Source organism: Ottowia sp. oral taxon 894 (assembly GCF_001262075.1).
Lineage (GTDB): Bacteria > Pseudomonadota > Gammaproteobacteria > Burkholderiales > Burkholderiaceae_C > Ottowia > Ottowia massiliensis.
Genome location: NZ_CP012073.1, coordinates 480,699 through 497,499, shown reverse-complemented (window position 1 = coordinate 497,499; position 16,801 = coordinate 480,699). Strand labels below are relative to the sequence as shown.

Here is a 16,801-nt window from a genome sequence, read left to right as displayed (position 1 = left end):
CGGCAGGTGGCGCCGAAAATCAGGAAACTGAGCAAGGGAAAGGTGGAAACGGCGCTTTCTTTGTATAACCCGGATTCACCAGCCCGGCAGCGCGCCATGGCAAGGTATCCCGGCGGTTTCCATCGCGATGAAAAAAGCGGCGCGTTTTACGTGGCAGGCTATGCGGCCACACGAATCATCTATAACTATGGGCCAAATAGCGAAATATCAGACTGGTATGACAAGGCCGGTGCATGGAATTATTTCGTTCCGGGCATTTTCAAATATGAAGAAAATGCAGCGGGCGAAAACAACCTGCTGGCAGGCATGCCGGGCAAGAGGCCCGATTCCTTTGTGGATGGGCGCGGCAAAATGGCGCAGTTTCAGGCGCCGCATGATTTGGAAGCGGATGCTTCCGGCCTGCTTTACGTGATTGACGGCGGCGATGACACGCGCATTCGCACCATCAGCAGCAACGGCGAAGTCAAAACGCTGGACGGCTACAGGAAAAATATCCGGGCGCTGGATGCCGACCGCCAGGGCCATATTCATGCGCTGGAGGAAATAGTCAGTGGCTCAAGTTATGTATGGCACCGGCTTTCGGATGGTTCGAAAATTGATTTCAGACTGAGGCCGAATGAAGTGGGCGAGCTTTCTCCCAGACTGCGAACAGTGGATGCCTTTACGGTGGTTGGCGATGGCATTGTGCTGGCGACCCACACGGTGACAGGCGGCCCCAGCACTCTGTATCGCGTCTCCAGCCAGGGCGTGGCCACTCAATTGACGGGTGAGCAGGCTCCTGCCACGCCGCAGGATTTTCTGGAGCATCCGGAAAAATTCCGTCTGCCGCCCGTGCAGCACCTGAAATACGGCGTGGACGGCAATCTCTACATCGTGCTGGAGCAAGGCGTTTTGATCGCCCGCGATTTCCGCTGATTCGCCGGGGTGCGCGCCTGCTCCTCCAACCGCCCGCTCCGGCGCAAGCGGCTGGAGGGGCCGCAAGGCCATCTGTGCCAGAGGCCGCGCTTGGGCGGAATCAGCGTTGCCGTTTGGTTTTGACCGACGGGCAAAGCGGGGCAGGGCGCGGGCAGTGAAGGGACAAGAGCGGCGCAAAAGCGGGCGGGCCAGCCGTGACAAGCGCGTTGATTTGCTTCTAAATCAATAGCATGATGTCCTAGTGGAATCTGCGCGGGATGGCATTTTTGGCCCCTTGAATCTGCTTCTGTTTTTGAGGCTCCCCAAGTCATGCGTTCAGGCCATGCGATCTGGCGGCTGGAAGGCGGGCTGGCATTTCATCCAGCGCGCAGGCTGAGGGCCGGCGCTTTGGGTTTTGCCTGCGGGAAGGTGGGGCGGCAGGCTTTCAGGCGTCTGGCTTCATCCAGGCCGCTACCAGCGCCTGCGCGGCTTGCAGGGCTTTTTCGTCTGCCAGGGTGATGCCCAGGGTTTTTTGCCGGCCCGCCGCGCCGTGCAGCAGTTGCACGCTGGCCTTGGGTACGCCGAAGGCGCGGGCAGCCCAGTCGATGAGCGCGGCGTTGGCCTTGCCGTCCACGGGCGGGGCGGCCAGGCGCACGCGCAGGGCCGCGCCGTGGGCGCCTGCCGCCTCGGTGCGCCGGGCGCCGGGGGTGGCGTGGATGGGCAGTTTGAAAAGCATGGCGCTCATGGCGGGCAGGCCGGGCGCGTTTTATGCGGATGGCGCCGAATGCCTGCCCAGAAAGCGGTGGGCGGCGGCGGCGGCGGCTTGCAGTGAGACGGTGTCGCGCCCCCAGCGGCGATGCGTGGGCAGCGCGCGCAGCCAGGCCAGGCGCTGGCAGGCGTGGGTGAAGCGGGCGCGCGTGGCGGCGGGCGCAGCCTGCATCCAGGCGTCCAGGCAGGCGTCCGCCTCGGCCTGGGGCAGGGGGGCCAGCCACAGGGTGCTGTGCAGGTAGTCCAGCCAGTTGCGCGCTTGCGCGTCGGCCAGGGGCATGACTTGCAGGGGGTCGTCTTCGAAGTCGATCATTCCGGCCAGCGCGCCTGTTTCGCTCACGATCATGTTGCGGGCAAAAGCCTGGCTGAGGCATTGGCCCGCGCAGTGAATGCGTGTGAGCGCTTCGCCGCCTTCGCGCCACAGCGCGGCCGCTTGCGGGTGGCGCTGGCGCAAGGCGGCGGCCAGGTCGCCCGGGCCTAGCCATTGCATGACGAAGTGGTCTGGCGCCACGTGCAGCACCTGCGGCACGCGCACGCCTGCGGCATGCAGGGCGCGCAGGCGGCGCACTTCCAGCGCCTGCCCGGCCGCGCCGCCCAGCAGCGGCGCGGTTTTGAGGTAGGGCGCGCCCAGCAGCCCGGCCAGCGCGCCCAGCAGCCGGTAGCGGGCCGGATGCCGTGGCGCGCGCATGCTTTTGACGACCACGCGGCCCGCATGGGGCGTTTGCACCACCGCCACATTGCCGTCGCGCCACTGGGGGGCGGCGCTGGCGATGGCTTGCAGGTCTTGCGGCGACAGGGCAGGGGCAGTCATGCCGGCGGCAGGCCTCAGAGAATTTCAAACTGCCGCCCGTCCGGCAGGCGGTAGCGGGCGAAGTCAAGGCCGTCCAGCGTCATGATGCGGGTCACGCCCGTTTCCACGGCCAGGCGGTAGAGCGAGGCTTCGGCCAGGTCCATTTCGCTTTCTCCGCCTTTTTGGCCCGCTTCGTCTTTCGGGGGATGGGTGTGGCGCATCATCAGCGCAGAGAAGTCCAGCAGGGCCGTCTGCTCAAAGGGGAAGATGAAGATGGCTTCCTTGCCCAGCCAGTTCAGAAGGGCGAAGCGGCCGGGCGGCGCAATGAGGGCGCAGGCTTTGGCAACGCAGGGCCATGTGGTGGCCAGCGCCCAGTGTTCCAGCGAAGCCAGCGCCAGCAGCTCGTCGTACTTCTGTGTCTGGATCGGGTTGCGCCCGAACAGCGCCGCCAGGGCGCTGGCGTCAATCAGTGCCGAGGCCATGTTTGGCCCTCAGCTTGGCAATCAGGGCGGCGCGGGTGCGGCCTGTGTCGTAAGGGGAGGCCGCCGTGGCGCCGTGGGCTTCGTTCATGGCCTCGCCTTGCAGGGCCTGGTTCATTTCGGCGCGCACTTGCAGCAGCAGCTGATAGGGGTCTTTGCGCCCCAGCGCGTGCTCCACGGCGTCAATGATGAATTGCGATTTGGTAATGCCCTTGCTCTGGGCGGCGAGTTCAAGCTCTTTCTCGAGCTCCGGATTCATGCGTACGGAGACGGCCATTTGATACTGCCTGTGACCTGGGTTGAGAGGAAGTCGAAAACCGCTGGGCCGCTGCATTCAGCCAGAAGCGCTACTTCCGGATGCAGCGCGGCCCAGAGGAGTGAATCCTACTATTGCAAGAGATGCATGACCAGAGGGTAAACGCGGTGCTCCATCGCCCGCATGCAGTCTGCCCCAGCCTGCTGACGGGCTGCCAAAGACGCCGGAAAGCATTGAAAACAGGAGCAAATTCAAGGGGGTTGAAATACCGTTCCGCGCAGTTTCTACTAGGACGTAATGCTATTAATAAAGGAGCTAAATTGACCTGTTTCTAGGAACCTGTTCAGAGCCTGAGCGCAAGGAGCAAAAGAACGGATCGGGCCGGGCTGCAAGGCGGCAGACCGCACGCGGGCCGCAGAGGCGGCCCGGCGTGGCGCTTGCAAGGCCCTGGAGCGCCCCAGTTCACGCTTTTCGCGCCCACGGGCAGGCACCGGGCAGGCTCTGATGCCTTCACCCGCCATTCACTCCTGCCCCAGCGCCTGGCGCACGGCGCTGACCTGGCGGCGGGAGATGGTCAGAAGCTCATCCACGCCAGCCAGGCGCACGGCCCAGCTTTCGCCGTCGATGAAGTCGCGCTGGCGCACGATGGCGCGCATGGCGGCGGGCAGCACGAGAGCGTTGCGGTTTATGCGCAGAAAGCGCCCCGGGTACTTGGCTTCAATCTGGTTGAGGCTGTCGTTCAGCACATAGCTGGCGGCGACGGTGCGGACGGTGACGTATTTCTGCTCCGCCTTGAAATAAAGCACTTCGGCCAGCGGTATGCGCTGGGCGCGGCCCCGCTCGGAAATGAGCACCCATTGCCCGTCCAGCGCGTCGCCCTGGGCGGCGCGCGCCAGGCGGGCGCGCACGGCCTTTTGCAAGGCAGCCTCCAGGCGATCGCAGCGCACGGGTTTGGTGAGGTAATCCACGGCGTCAAGCTCGAAGGCGTCAAGCGCGTGCTCGGCGTAGGCGGTGACGAAGATGAAGGGCGGCGGCGCGGGCAAGGCATTGAGCTGGCGGGCCAGCTGCATGCCGTTGGCGCCGGGCATGTGAATGTCGATCAGGGCCGCGTCAAAGCGCTGGCGCACCAGCAAATCCATCGCATCAGGCGTGTTGGCGGCTTCGGCGGCCAATTCGGCGCGGGGGTTGCGGCAGTCGCCCAGCAGGCTGCGCATGCGCGAGCGCGCCAAGGGTTCGTCATCCACAACGAGAACTTGCAGGGGCTTTTCGGACTGTCCGGTTTCTGGCTCGCCGTTTTCGGGCTTGCCAGCTTTTGGCTTGGCGGCTTCGGGCTTGCCGGCTTTGGGCTGGGCGGTTTTGTTCATGGCAGGTGTCGGCGGTGGCTTTTTCAGTGATGACGGGAAGAAGACGCGGCCTGTGCGGCGCGGATTTGCGCGGCGGTCATGGGCACTTCCAGACGGGCCTGGTAGAGATCGCCGATGAGGGCGGTTTTGAAGCTGCCCTCCATGTCGTGCAGCAGCTTGAGGCGGTCTCGCACATTGCCCAGGGCGATGCCGTGGCCCTTGCGGCCCTGGCCGGCAGGCACGGTGTTGGTGACCTTGATCACGGCGACCTGGCCGCGAAGGCGCGTGGAAACGCGCAGCTGCGCGCCGCTGGGGCTAGGCTCCACGCCGTGCTTGACGGCGTTTTCCACCAGCGGCTGCAAGATCAGCGGCGGCAGGCGTGCGGTCAGCGTGCGCGCATCCAGCGACCACTGCACACGCAGGCGCTCGCCAAAGCGGATCTGCTCAATGTCCAGATAGCGCCGCGCCAGCTCGATTTCCTGCGCCAGCGTGGCGCTGTCGCCCTGCTCGGCAAGAGCGTGGCGGAACAAGTCCGCCAAGTCTTCCAGCACGCGCTCGGCCTTTTCAGGCTCGCCGCGCACCAGGGCGATGGCGGTGTTGAGCGTGTTGAACAGAAAGTGCGGGCGAATGCGCGATTGCAGCTCCGCCAGCCGCGCCGTGGTGGCCGCAGGCGCGCGGCCGCGCACGCGCCACATCAGCGCCGCCGTCAGCACGGCCGCCAGCAGCGCCCCGGCCACGGCGCTGGCCAGCCAGGGCGGCGCGGCGCGCACATCGACCGTCAGCGCCATGAGAATGGCGCAGGCCGCCAGCCCTGCCAGCGCGCCCAGCGCCACGCCCGCCGCCATTTGCGCCTGCACGGGCAGGCGCGCCAGCGGTTTTTTCAAACTGCACCCGGCCACCAGCCACAGCAGCGTGGCCGGCAGCGTGCCGCCCGTGACAAAAGCCAGGCGCAGCAGCCACTCCAGCGCGCCGCCCGGCATGAACAGCAGCGCCGCCGCCTGCGCCGCCTGCACCCCCAGCACGGCGCGCAGCACCACGCCCGCGCGGCAAACGTCAAACACCAGCGGCGTCTCGGCGCGCGCCGCCGCAGCAGCCACGGCGCGCGCGCTGCGCTGGCGGCCTGTGAGGGTCGATAAAATTTGCGAATCTTTCACGGGCTTTGCAACACACAGGAAAGTGTGTCAATTATTTGTGATAACCACAACAAGCGCCAGCCCTGCAAACGCCGCCTTTTTCCGCTTTTGCCATTTTTTTTCGCCGTTTTTCCGGCTTGGGCGCGTTTGTTTTTCAAATCTCTTTTTCAGCCCTTCCCTGCTTTTTTCCCCGAAAGCCCATGAGCAACCAACTCGACAAGAAATCCCAAGCCTGGTCCGCCCTGTTTTCCGAACCCATGAGCGAGCTGGTGCAGCGCTACACCGCCAGCGTCTTTTTTGACAAGCGCCTGGCCGAAGCCGACATCACCGGCAGCCTGGCCCACGCCGGCATGCTGGCCGCGCAAGGCATCATCAGCGCCGCCGATCTGGCCGCCATCCAGCAAGGCATGGCGCAAATCCGCCGCGAAATCGAAACCGGCCAGTTCGAATGGAAGCTGGCGCTGGAAGACGTGCACCTGAACATCGAAGCGCGCCTGACCCAGCTCGTGGGCGACGCCGGCAAGCGCCTGCACACCGGCCGCAGCCGCAACGACCAGGTCGCCACCGACATCCGCCTGTGGCTGCGCGGCGAAATCGACCTCATCAGCCGCCTTCTGCGCGACTTGCAAGCCGCGCTCATCAGCGTGGCCGAGCGCAACGTGAACACCATCCTCCCCGGCTTTACCCACCTGCAAGTGGCCCAGCCCGTCAGCTTTGCCCACCACCTGCTGGCCTACGTCGAAATGTTCGCCCGCGACGAAGCCCGCATGCAAGACGTCAGAAAGCGCGTGAACCAGCTGCCCCTGGGCAGCGCCGCCCTGGCGGGCACAACCTACCCGCTCGACCGCGAAAGCGTCGCCCGCGCGCTGGGCATGGTCGATGAACAAGGCCGACCCTGCGTGTGCCAAAACAGCCTGGACGCCGTCAGCGACCGCGACTTCGCCATTGAATTTGCCGCCGCCGCCTCGCTCGTCATGGTGCACATCAGCCGCCTGAGCGAAGAACTCGTGCTCTGGATGAGCCAGAACTTCGCCTTCATCCGCATCGCCGACCGCTTCACCACCGGCTCATCCATCATGCCGCAGAAGAAAAACCCCGACGTGCCCGAACTCGCGCGCGGCAAAACCGGCCGCGTGGCCGGCCACCTCATGGGCCTCATCACCCTCATGAAAGGCCAGCCCCTGGCCTACAACAAAGACAACCAGGAAGACAAGGAACCCCTCTTCGACACCGTGGACACCGTGCGCGACACCCTGCGCATCTTCACCGACATGATCGGCGGCCAGCCCAACGCGCAAACCAGCGCGCGCGAAGGCGGCATCACCGTCCAGGCCGCCGCCATGCGCCAGGCCGCCAGCCGGGGCTATGCCACCGCCACCGACCTGGCCGACTACCTGGTGAAAAAAGGCCTGCCCTTCCGCGACGCCCACGAAACCGTGGCCCGCGCCGTCAAGGCCGCGCAGCAGCAAGGCGTGGACCTGGCCGAGCTGCCCCTGGAAACCCTGCAAGCCTTCGACCCCCGCATCGAAGCCGACGTCTACGACAAGGCCCTCACCCTCGAAGCCGCCCTGAATGCACGCAACACCCTGGGCGGCACGGCCCCCGCCCAGGTGCAGGCGCAAATCGCGCGCCACAAGGCCCGCCTGTCTGCGGGGCAAAGCTGAAAACCTGCTCACAAAGCCGCCCCGCCAGCCTGATTGCATTCAAAAAGAAGAGCAAATTTGAGGGGGCTGAAATGCCTGCCTGCGCAATCTCCACTAGGACGTCATGCTATGGATAGAGGAGCTAATCGCGGCAGCTTTCCTTCTTTGATCCTGCTTGCAGTCTGGCCATGGGGCGCAAAAGCGCAGGAATCGGGATGCGCTGCAAAACGCAAACGGGGGGTCTTGTAGCCTGCTGAGACTTGCAAGGCCAAGAGTGTTCGAGGCCATGTTTTCGTCTCCACAGACAAACTCCGAGCAGGCCCCCAGAACGGCTGGCGAAAGCCGCCTTGCTGGCGCAGCAACGGCCAGGCAGAACCTGCGCCCTGAAGAAAGCAGAAGAACTTCACTCAATAAAAGGAGCAAATTTGACGAGTGAAAAACGGCTTTCGCGCCATCTCACCAGGACTTTGCGCTATTGAATTAAGAGCGATTCCTGCCGCCTATTTCATAATCAGGCCGCCTGCCGCCGCCGTTTTTCTTTTGCGCTTTCGCTTTTTCATCCATGCAAGCCACTGCTTTTGACACGCCGCCCTGGTGGCAGCGCGTGCTGCCCATGTTCCGGGGGTTTGACGGGCCGCTGCTGGCCGCCGTGCTGCTGCTGGCGGGGCTGGGGCTGACCATCATGTATTCCTCCGGCTTTGACCACGGCACGCGCTTTGTCATGCACGGGCGCAACATGCTGCTGGCGGCGGCCATCATGTTCGTGGTGGCGCAAGCGCCGCCGCAGCGGCTGATGCGGCTGGCCGTGCCGGTTTACACGGCGGGCGTGCTGCTGCTGGTGGCGGTGGCGCTGTTTGGCATCACCAAAAAAGGCGCGCAGCGCTGGCTGAATGTGGGCGTGGTGATTCAGCCCAGCGAGATCATGAAGATTGCCGTGCCGCTCATGCTGGCCTGCTGGTTTCAGTGGCGGCAGGGGCAGGGGCGCAGCCGGGCGGTGGACTTTGCGGGCGCTTTTGCGCTGCTGGCCGTGCCGGTGGCGCTCATCATGAAGCAGCCTGATCTGGGCACGGCGCTGCTGGTCATGGCCAGCGGCCTGGCCGTGATTTTTTTCGCCGGGCTGCCCTGGCGCTGGGTGCTGCCGCCGGTGGCGCTGGCGCTGGCGGGCGTGGCGGGCATCGTGTTTTTTGGCGATGAGCTTTGTGCCGACGGGGTGGACTGGCACGTGCTGCGCGAGTACCAGCGCCAGCGCGTGTGCACGCTGCTGGACCCCATGCGCGACCCGCTGGGCAAGGGCTTTCACATCCTGCAAGCCATGATTGCCATCGGCTCGGGCGGGCTGCACGGCAAGGGCTTCATGCAGGGCACGCAGACGCATCTGGAGTTCATTCCCGAGCGCACCACCGATTTCATCTTTGCCGCCTTTTCCGAAGAATTCGGCCTGGCGGGCAACCTGCTGCTGATTTTTGGCTTCTGGTGCCTGGTGCTGCGCGCGCTGGCCCTTTCCGCTGTGGCGCCCACGCTGTTTTCGCGGCTGCTGGCGGCGGCGGTGAGCACCATCTTCTTTGCCTACGCCTTCGTGAACATCGGCATGGTCAGCGGCGTGCTGCCCGTGGTGGGCGTGCCGCTGCCTTTCATCAGCTACGGCGGCACGGCGATGGTGACGCTGGGCGTGGCGCTGGGCATTCTCATGTCCGTCAGCCGCGCGCGCTGGCTGGCCGAGCAGCAGCGCAAGGCGCTGTTGGCATAGGAAGTGTGAGCAGTTTCTGCCGCACGGCCGAATCAGAAAAGAAAAACCCCGGTCTCTATTCGAGAACGGGGTTTTCCTGGCAACCGGCTGAGTTGTTACATGTTTTCGATCATCACTTGACCAAAACCGGAGCAGCTCACTTGCGTGGCGCCTTCCATTAGGCGGGCGAAGTCGTAGGTGACCTTTTTGCTCAGAATGGATTTTTCCATGCTGCTGATGATGAGATCGGCCGCTTCCGTCCAGCCCATGTGGCGCAGCATCATTTCGGCGCTCAGGATTTCAGAGCCAGGGTTTACATAATCTTTGCCTGCGTATTTTGGAGCCGTGCCGTGCGTGGCCTCAAACATGGCGACTGTGTCTGACAGGTTGGCGCCGGGAGCAATGCCGATGCCGCCTACTTGCGCGGCCAGCGCGTCGGAGATGTAGTCGCCGTTGAGGTTGAGCGTGGCAATGACGCTGTATTCGGCAGGGCGCAGCAGGATTTGTTGCAGGAAGGCGTCGGCAATGCTGTCCTTGATGGTGATTTCCTTGCCTGTTTTTGGGTTGGCAAACTTGCACCACGGGCCGCCGTCAATTTCCACCGCTCCGAATTCACGCTTGGCCAGGGCGTAGCCCCAGTCGCGGAACCCGCCTTCGGTGAATTTCATGATGTTGCCTTTGTGCACCAGCGTCACGCTGGGCTTGTCGTTGTCAATGGCGTATTGAATGGCTTTGCGCACCAGGCGTTCGGTGCCTTCACGCGATACGGGCTTGATACCGATGCCTGATGTTTGAGGAAAGCGGATTTTGGTTACGCCAAAATCGTCCTGCAATATCTTGATGATTTTTTTCGCCTTTTCAGACCCGGCTTCAAATTCAATGCCGGCATAAATATCCTCGCTGTTTTCGCGGAATATCACCATATTGGTTTTCTCCGGCGCTTTCAGAGGCGAGGGGACACCCTTGAAATACTGGATGGGGCGCAGGCACACATACAGATCAAGCTGCTGGCGCAGGGCCACGTTCAGGCTGCGGATGCCGCCTCCCACGGGCGTGGTGAGCGGGCCTTTGATGGAAACTACGTAGTCACGCACGGCTTCAAGGGTTTCGTCAGGCAGCCATACGTCGGGGCCATAGACTTTGGTGGATTTCTCGCCTGCATAGACTTCCATCCAGTGAATCTTGCGCTTGCCGCCGTAGGCTTTGGCCACGGCCGCGTCCACTACTTTCAGCATGACGGGGGTAATGTCCACTCCAGTGCCATCGCCTTCGATATAGGGAATGATGGGCTGGTCCGGCACATTCAGTGACATGTCGGCATTGACCGTGATTTTTTCGCCCTGGGCTGGCACTTTGATGTGCTGGTACATTGAATCATCTCTCCGGTAAAAACAAGGAAAATGGCGCGGGCCTTTGCAATTTCCCGCCTGTTTGCGGCGCGTTTCGCGCCTGCAAGGCCACGCGCGATTTTAGCGGCCAGCTTTGCCTGGAGCCGCTTTGCTTTTTTCGAGTTTCACCCATGAAAACCCTGATTTCCGCCGCTTTGCTCTGCCCCGCTTTGGCCTGCGCCCAAGCCACGCCGCCTGCGCCGCAAATGGATTTGCCCCGCGCGACGCTCACTATCGGCATGCATCACATCGATGTTCAATTGGCGCAAACCGACTGGCAGCGCCAAGTGGGCCTGATGCACCGGCGCAGCATGCCTGAGCACGAAGGCATGTTGTTCGTGTTCGAGCGGCCTGGCGTGCAGTGCTTCTGGATGAAGGACACCCTCATTCCCCTGACTGCCGCCTTTGTGGCGGATGACGGCGTGATCGTCAATCTGGCTGACATGCAGCCGCTGGACGAGAACACGCACTGCTCCAGCCGCCCCGTGCGCTATGTGCTGGAAGTGAATCAAGGCTGGTTCAGCCAGCGCAAGCTACAGGCGGGCATGAAGCTCAAGGGTTTGCCCGTTTCACGCGATTGAGCCGGGCTGCTTGGCCGTGCCAAGCGGCTGCCGGGCGCAGAAGGTCTCTTGAAGCCAGCCCGTCGGGTGGTATCAAAAACAAGAGCGAATTTGATGGGGTCGAAATACCGCCTTGCGCAGTATTGACTAGGACGTATTGCTATGAATAGAGTAGCGAATACGCCGTGTATTTCACGTTGCCAGCATGGCGCGTTGCGCTCCTGGAGCTTATTCGGAGCCTGTCCGTGGGCGCGAAAAGCGCGGATCCGGGCGCTTTGCGGCGTTGCAACCCATCCCGGTCCGCGTTTTGGCCTCTCACGGCCAGGCTCTGAACAGGCTCTTATTTCAGCCAGCCTGTCAGTTGCATGGCCTGCTCGGTCAGCGCGGGGGCCAGCAGCCAGCCGTGGCGGAACAGGCCGTTGATGCGCAGGCAGCGGCCGCGCCATTCGGTGCAGGGGTTGTTGTCGGGCAGCGCGGGGCGCAGGTTCACATCCAGCCGCAGGATGCGCGCTTCGGCCAGGGCGGGCATGGCGCTGTGGGCGGCGGCCAGCAGCTCGACGGTGCTGCGCAGGCTGGCAGGGCTGCGGTCTTCGGTTTCCAGTTCGCTGGCGCCAATCAAGAGCAGATCGGGCGAGCGCGGCACGATGTAGACGCCGTGGCGCGGGTGCAGCAGGCGTGTCAGGCGCGTGAGGCCGTGGGCGGGCGCTTGCAGCCAGATGACTTCGCCGCGCACGCCGCGCACGTCAAAGACGGGCGATGCGCTGGCGCATGCGCCTTGCCGGCTGGCTTGCGCGCCCACGCCGCGCGTGTCGATCACGGCGTCAAACGCGGCCTGGCCGCCGTCTGCAAAGTGCAGCGTGCCGTTTTCTTCCACGCAGCGCACGGGGCGGCTCCAGTGCCATTGCGCGCCGGGGCTGTCGTCGTGCAGGGCCATCATCATGGCCACGGCGTCCAGCTGCCCTTCGCCCGGCAGCAGCCAGGCGTGCGCGGGGCCTTGCAAGGCAGGCTCCAGCTCGCGCAGCCGCGCCAGCTCCAGCGGCTGCACGCCTTCGGGGGGGCTGAGGTTTTGCCAGGCCTGGGTTTCGCAGGCCGTGCGCAGGCGCTCCAGCACGCGCTGCGCCGCGCCCAGGTCTTCGCGGTGGGCCAGCATCAGGCTGCCCTCACTGCGGAACATGGGGCGCTGCGGCAGCGCGGCGGCAATGTCGCGCCACAGGGCGATGGAGCGCCAGCCCAGCGCCGCCACGGCAGGCTCCACCGTATCCAGCTCCGCCAGCGGGCTGAGCATGCCCGCCGCCGTGAAACCTGCCGCCGTGGGCACATCAGAATCGTCCGCCTGGCTGCGGAATACGGGGCCGGGGCCACGGGCCACGTCAAACACGCTCACGCGGTGCCCCGCGCGCGACAGCTGCCACGCCAGCAAGCGCCCCAGCAGGCCCGCGCCCGCAATGCCGATGGAAAGAGATTGGGTTGATGACATGATGAAAGTCGCTCCTATCTTGTTGGGGATGATCCGGCTCTTTGATTCCAGCGCGCGGCGCATGCAAGGCTGATGGCCGCTTTGCGGCCCAGAGCCGGGCGCCGCTTTCGCGCTGCGTCAAAACCGGCGTCGGGCAAAGCCGGGCCGCCATTGTGGCGCTTGGATAACGGCGGTTTCGTCTGACCGGTTCGCCGCCGCCGATTCAAACTCTGAACAAATTTTCAGCCCCTGCTACGCCAGGATGAGCGCCATCAGAGCGAAGCTGCCCAGCAGCGCAGCGCCCAAAATGGCGCGCGAACCCAGGGCGCAGGCGCGCAGCAGATCAGCCGGCTCAGGCGCGCGGCCTGCGGGGTTGAGGGTGTAACTGCCCGGCTTTCCCAGGCGCACGCCCAGCAGCAGCGCCACGGCGGCCATGGGCCAGCCGCTATTGGGCGACGGGGTTTGGCGTGCCTGCTCTGGCAAGGCGGCCAGCGCCCGCCCGCGCCGCAAGGCCAGCCGCCCGGCCGCCAGCCATAGCAGCGCGGCCGTCAGGCGGGCGGGCAGCCAGGAAAGGGCGTCGTCTGCACGGGCGGCCCATTTGCCCGCCCATTCCCACTGGCGCGCCACGCCGCCCAGCTCGCGCGCGGCGCGGTAGCCCCACATGGCATCTGCCGTATTGGCAAAGCGATAGAGCGCCGCGCCTGGCAGGCCCAGCAGCACAAACCACAGCAGCGGGGCAATGACCGAGTCGTTCAGGTTTTCAGCCAGGCTCTCGATGGCGCTTTCACGCACTTCGCTGGATGTGAGCTGCGCCGTGTCGCGGCTCACCAGCCGGGCCAGGCGGGCGCGCCCCGCCGGCAGGCCGCCCTGCAGGGCGGCTTCAACCGCCAGCACCTCGTCATGCAGCATGGCCCAGGCCAGCAAGGTTTTCAGGCACAGCGCCAGCGCCAGCGTGGCCAGCCAGGCGGGCTGGGTGAGCAGCCAGGCTTGCAGCCCCCAGGCCGCCCCTGCAAACAGGCCCGCGCCTGCCAGCCAGGCCGCCGCGCCACGCCAGAAGGCAGGCCAATCCGCGCCTGAAGAAGCCGATGCGGCAGGCGGCGCAATGCGCACGCCCAGCCACAGCAGCGCATGCCCCATCCACGCCACGGGGTGCCAGCGCATGGGCGGCTCACCTGCCACACGGTCCAGGCAAATCGCCAAGGCCGGAATGCAAGCCAGCAGCAGCGGCCAGAAGGCCGCCAGCTCAGACACGGCCGCGCTCACGCGCAGCCACAGCGGCCAGGCGCTGGCCTGTTCAGCAGTGAGGGCGGATTGCCAAAAGCCAGAAGCCAGCACAGAAAAAATACAGAAACAAAACAAGATGACGCGCGATGCGGCCAGGCTCTTCAAGCGCGAAATTCAGGAAGCGTCAGGAAACGGCTGCGCCATCAAACGCAAAAAAACGGCCCTTCTGGCAAATGCGTCGAAACCCGTTCAAAGTCTGGCCCAGGGGAGCGAACCGCGAATGGGCTGGCCTATCAAGGCATTTGCAATGCCGCAAAGCGCCACCTCCGCCGCATCGCTCCTTCAGCCTTTCCGCCGCCCAGACAAATCTGCTTCAGGCAGCCAAAGCAGCGCGGGCCATGCGTTCATTCCTCTGCGCCATCGTCCGCCAGGGCTTCATCCAGCCGCTGCAACAAGGCTGCCAGCGCAGCCTCATCGCTGGCAGGCAGACCCTCGCCTGAAGCAGGCGCTTCAGGCGCAGCGGCAGGCCGCGCCGCCTTGGCTGGCGCAGCCGTATCGCGGTCAAACACCAGATTGAGGGCCGCCAGCACCGCAATACGCTCACGGGCGCGCAGCTTGCCGCTGCTGCGAATCTGGCACATGGCTTCATCCACGCGGGCCACGGCCTCAGCCAGGCGCCTTTCACTGCCCGCCGGGCAGGCCAGCACGTAGCTCTCCCCCATGATTTGCACTTCAGTCTGCGCGGCAGGCGCGGTCACCGGCTGCTTCATCGCGGCGCCTCCTGCCCCAGCCGGGCCAAGTGGCTCAGAAGCTCTTCATTGCGCGACCGCGCCGCTGTCAGGCGTGACTGAAGACTGTCACGCTCCTGCGTGAGCGCCTGCACTTGCAGCTTGAGCAAGGCATTGGCGCTGCGTAACTGGGCGTATCGCGCCAACAGGCGATCCACGCGCTCAACGATCCGGGGCAACAGGGAAGAACTCATGAGGCAATGCAGAGGCGGCAAAAGCGCGAATTCTAGTTTTCTCCCCTGCCGCGCAGCCCGCCATGCGGGCGGCCCTCGCGGGCGAAAGACATGCGAGACGGCATCAGAAAAAGGAGCGAATTTACGGCCTGGAAACAGCCTGATGTCCTAGTGGAAGCTCACGATGGCGCTATCAATCAAGGAGCTGAACCAGACACTGCCCACAGGCTCGCGTTTCGCCGTCTGGCGGCTGAAAACACCGCCTGAAGCCCGCCGCCGCGCAGCCCCGTTCGCAGGCATTCAAGCACCCTAGGGATAACCCTGAGCCTGCCGCTCATACGGTTAAAACGTAACACCTGCCGAATAAAATTGTTTGCATCACATCGTTCTCATCAGTCACCTAAGGAGAAAGCAGCATGAAAGCACTTGTCGCCGTCAAGCGCGTGGTGGACTACAACGTGAAGGTTCGCGTCAAAAGCGACCAAAGCGGGGTGGAAACCGCCAACGTCAAGATGAGCATGAACCCCTTTGACGAAATCGCCGTGGAGGAGGCGGTGCGTCTGAAGGAAAAAGGCGTGGTGACAGAAGTTGTCGCCGTCTCTTGCGGCGTGGCGCAAAACCAGGAAACCCTGCGCACCGCGCTGGCCATTGGCGCCGACCGCGCCATTTTGGTGCAGACCGACGCCGAATTGCAGCCGCTGGCCGTCGCCAAGCTGCTCAAGGCCGTGGTGGACAAGGAGCAGCCGCAAATCGTGCTGCTGGGCAAGCAGGCCATTGACGACGATGCCAACCAGACGGGCCAGATGCTGGCCGCCTTGGCCGACTGGCCGCAGGCCGCTTTTGCCAGCAAGCTGGAAGTGAAGGATCAGCAGCTGCAAGCCACGCGTGAAGTGGACGGCGGCCTGCAAACCATCTCGGTGGCGCTGCCCGCCGTCGTCACGGCCGACTTGCGCCTGAACGAGCCGCGCTACGTCACCTTGCCCAACATCATGAAGGCCAAGAAAAAGCCGCTGGAAACCATCACGCCGCAAGACCTGGGCGTGGACGTGGCCGCGCGCCTGAAAACCCTGAAGGTGGCCGAGCCGCCCGCCCGCAGCGCCGGCGTGAAAGTGGCCGATGTGGCCGAGCTGGTCAGCAAGCTCAAGAACGAAGCCAAAGTGATCTGACAAGGAGAAAGGAATCGTCATGACCGCCCTCGTTATCGCCGAACACGACAACGCCTCCCTCAAGCCCGCCACGCTGCACGCCGTCACGGCCGCCCGCCAATGCGGCGGCGATGTGCACGTGCTCGTCGCAGGCCACAACGCCGCCGCTGCCGCGCAAGCCGCCGCGCAAGTGGCCGGCGTCGCCAAAGTGCTGCATGCCGATGGCCCGGCCCTGGAGCATGGCCTGGCCGAAGACCTGGCCGCGCAAGTGCTGGCTATGGCTGGCGGCTACAGCCACATCCTCTTTCCCGCCACCGCCAGCGGCAAAAACACCGCGCCGCGCGTGGCCGCCAAGCTGGATGTTTCGCAAATCAGCGACATCACCAAGGTGGACGGCGCCGACACCTTCGAGCGCCCCATCTACGCGGGCAACGCCATTGCCACCGTGCAAAGCAGCGACGCGGTGAAAGTCATCACCGTGCGCACCACGGCTTTTGACGCCGCAGCCGCCACGGGCGGCAGCGCCGCCGTGGAAAGCGTGCCCGCCGTGGCCGCCAGCGGCAAGAGCCGCTTCGTCGGCCAGGAGCTGGCCAAGAGCGACCGGCCCGATCTGACCGCCGCCAAGGTCGTTGTCTCCGGCGGCCGCGCGCTGGGCAGCGCCGAGCAGTTCCAGTCCGTGCTCACCCCGCTGGCCGACAAGCTGGGCGCCGCCATCGGCGCCAGCCGCGCCGCCGTGGATGCAGGCTACGCCCCCAATGACCTGCAAGTGGGCCAGACGGGCAAGATCGTCGCCCCGCAGCTGTACGTGGCCGTGGGCATTTCCGGCGCCATCCAGCACGTGGCCGGCATGAGCGGCAGCCGCGTCATCGTGGCCATCAACAAAGACCCGGACGCCCCCATCTTCAGCGTGGCCGACTACGGCCTGGTAGCCGACCTCTTTGAAGCCGTGCCCGAACTGGTGAAAGCGCTGTAAACCCCGCAGCGCCGCCGTCAATGAAAAGCACCGCCTCCGCGCGGTGCTTTTTTTATGCCTGC

17 protein-coding genes are annotated in these 16,801 nt (G+C 64.7%); 6 read left to right on the top strand and 11 right to left on the bottom strand.

Annotated features, from left to right (window positions below; translation table 11 throughout):
• Nucleotides 1-6: 6 nt before the first annotated feature.
• Nucleotides 7-915, top strand: coding sequence for a hypothetical protein (locus tag ADJ79_RS02095; protein ID WP_156303970.1), 909 nt, complete (start codon nt 7-9; stop codon nt 913-915).
• Between the two features lie 424 nt (nt 916-1,339).
• Here ADJ79_RS02095 and ADJ79_RS02090 read toward each other — a convergent pair whose 3' ends face one another.
• The 6 genes from ADJ79_RS02090 to ADJ79_RS02065 form a co-directional block, all read right to left on the bottom strand.
• Nucleotides 1,340-1,639: a DUF167 domain-containing protein gene (locus ADJ79_RS02090; RefSeq protein ID WP_050714575.1), complete on the bottom strand. Its 300-nt coding sequence runs from the start codon at nt 1,637-1,639 to the stop codon at nt 1,340-1,342.
• Between the two features lie 21 nt (nt 1,640-1,660).
• Nucleotides 1,661-2,473 (bottom strand): hypothetical protein, encoded by an 813-nt coding sequence (locus ADJ79_RS02085; RefSeq protein WP_050714574.1) that lies wholly within the window; start codon nt 2,471-2,473, stop codon nt 1,661-1,663.
• A 14-nt stretch (nt 2,474-2,487) separates the two neighbouring features.
• The gene (locus tag ADJ79_RS02080; protein WP_050714573.1) at nt 2,488-2,934 is read right to left on the bottom strand and encodes a hypothetical protein; all 447 of its coding nucleotides are present in this window, start codon (nt 2,932-2,934) and stop codon (nt 2,488-2,490) included.
• Nucleotides 2,915-3,208, bottom strand: a complete 294-nt coding sequence (locus ADJ79_RS02075) for a toxin-antitoxin system HicB family antitoxin (protein ID WP_050714572.1) — start codon at nt 3,206-3,208, stop codon at nt 2,915-2,917. The genes ADJ79_RS02080 and ADJ79_RS02075 overlap by 20 nt, the downstream gene beginning before the upstream one ends.
• A 500-nt stretch (nt 3,209-3,708) precedes the next feature.
• Nucleotides 3,709-4,551, bottom strand: coding sequence for a LytTR family DNA-binding domain-containing protein (locus tag ADJ79_RS02070; protein ID WP_082202807.1), 843 nt, complete (start codon nt 4,549-4,551; stop codon nt 3,709-3,711).
• Between the two features lie 23 nt (nt 4,552-4,574).
• Entirely contained in the window at nt 4,575-5,684 is a 1,110-nt protein-coding gene (locus tag ADJ79_RS02065; protein ID WP_050714571.1) for a sensor histidine kinase, read from the bottom strand.
• A gap of 179 nt (nt 5,685-5,863) precedes the next feature.
• Here ADJ79_RS02065 and argH point away from each other — a divergent pair, with 179 nt between their 5' ends.
• Nucleotides 5,864-7,327 carry an argininosuccinate lyase gene (gene argH / locus ADJ79_RS02060; RefSeq protein WP_050714570.1) on the top strand — a complete coding sequence of 488 codons (1,464 nt, stop codon included), beginning with the start codon at nt 5,864-5,866 and terminating at the stop codon, nt 7,325-7,327.
• Between the two features lie 541 nt (nt 7,328-7,868).
• On the top strand, nt 7,869-9,053 hold the full coding sequence (gene rodA, locus ADJ79_RS02055; RefSeq protein ID WP_050714569.1) for a rod shape-determining protein RodA: 1,185 nt from the start codon (nt 7,869-7,871) through the stop codon (nt 9,051-9,053).
• A 95-nt stretch (nt 9,054-9,148) separates the two neighbouring features.
• Here rodA and icd read toward each other — a convergent pair whose 3' ends face one another.
• Nucleotides 9,149-10,402, bottom strand: a complete 1,254-nt coding sequence (gene icd, locus ADJ79_RS02050) for an NADP-dependent isocitrate dehydrogenase (protein ID WP_050714568.1) — start codon at nt 10,400-10,402, stop codon at nt 9,149-9,151.
• Nucleotides 10,403-10,551: 149 nt separating this feature from the next.
• Here icd and ADJ79_RS02045 point away from each other — a divergent pair, with 149 nt between their 5' ends.
• Nucleotides 10,552-11,001: a DUF192 domain-containing protein gene (locus ADJ79_RS02045; RefSeq protein WP_050714567.1), complete on the top strand. Its 450-nt coding sequence runs from the start codon at nt 10,552-10,554 to the stop codon at nt 10,999-11,001.
• Between the two features lie 319 nt (nt 11,002-11,320).
• Here the strand turns inward: ADJ79_RS02045 and ADJ79_RS02040 are convergent, their stop codons facing one another.
• The 4 genes from ADJ79_RS02040 to ADJ79_RS02025 all read right to left on the bottom strand — a co-directional run bounded on the left by ADJ79_RS02040 (nt 11,321) and on the right by ADJ79_RS02025 (nt 14,642).
• On the bottom strand, nt 11,321-12,457 hold the full coding sequence (locus tag ADJ79_RS02040) for an FAD-dependent oxidoreductase (RefSeq protein ID WP_050714566.1): 1,137 nt from the start codon (nt 12,455-12,457) through the stop codon (nt 11,321-11,323).
• Nucleotides 12,458-12,688: 231 nt separating this feature from the next.
• Nucleotides 12,689-13,711 carry an adenosylcobinamide-phosphate synthase CbiB gene (gene cbiB, locus ADJ79_RS02035; protein ID WP_371256940.1) on the bottom strand — a complete coding sequence of 341 codons (1,023 nt, stop codon included), beginning with the start codon at nt 13,709-13,711 and terminating at the stop codon, nt 12,689-12,691.
• Between the two features lie 353 nt (nt 13,712-14,064).
• Nucleotides 14,065-14,430, bottom strand: coding sequence for a cell division protein ZapA (locus ADJ79_RS02030; RefSeq protein WP_050714565.1), 366 nt, complete (start codon nt 14,428-14,430; stop codon nt 14,065-14,067).
• Nucleotides 14,427-14,642 carry a hypothetical protein gene (locus tag ADJ79_RS02025; protein WP_050714564.1) on the bottom strand — a complete coding sequence of 72 codons (216 nt, stop codon included), beginning with the start codon at nt 14,640-14,642 and terminating at the stop codon, nt 14,427-14,429. Before ADJ79_RS02025 ends, ADJ79_RS02030 begins: the two co-directional genes overlap by 4 nt.
• A 395-nt stretch (nt 14,643-15,037) precedes the next feature.
• Between ADJ79_RS02025 and ADJ79_RS02020 the strand changes: the two genes are divergently transcribed.
• Together ADJ79_RS02020 and ADJ79_RS02015 are read left to right on the top strand one after the other, a co-directional pair.
• Nucleotides 15,038-15,787 carry an electron transfer flavoprotein subunit beta/FixA family protein gene (locus tag ADJ79_RS02020; RefSeq protein ID WP_050714563.1) on the top strand — a complete coding sequence of 250 codons (750 nt, stop codon included), beginning with the start codon at nt 15,038-15,040 and terminating at the stop codon, nt 15,785-15,787.
• A gap of 19 nt (nt 15,788-15,806) precedes the next feature.
• The gene (locus ADJ79_RS02015; RefSeq protein WP_050714562.1) at nt 15,807-16,739 is read left to right on the top strand and encodes an electron transfer flavoprotein subunit alpha/FixB family protein; all 933 of its coding nucleotides are present in this window, start codon (nt 15,807-15,809) and stop codon (nt 16,737-16,739) included.
• Nucleotides 16,740-16,801 lie beyond the last annotated feature (62 nt).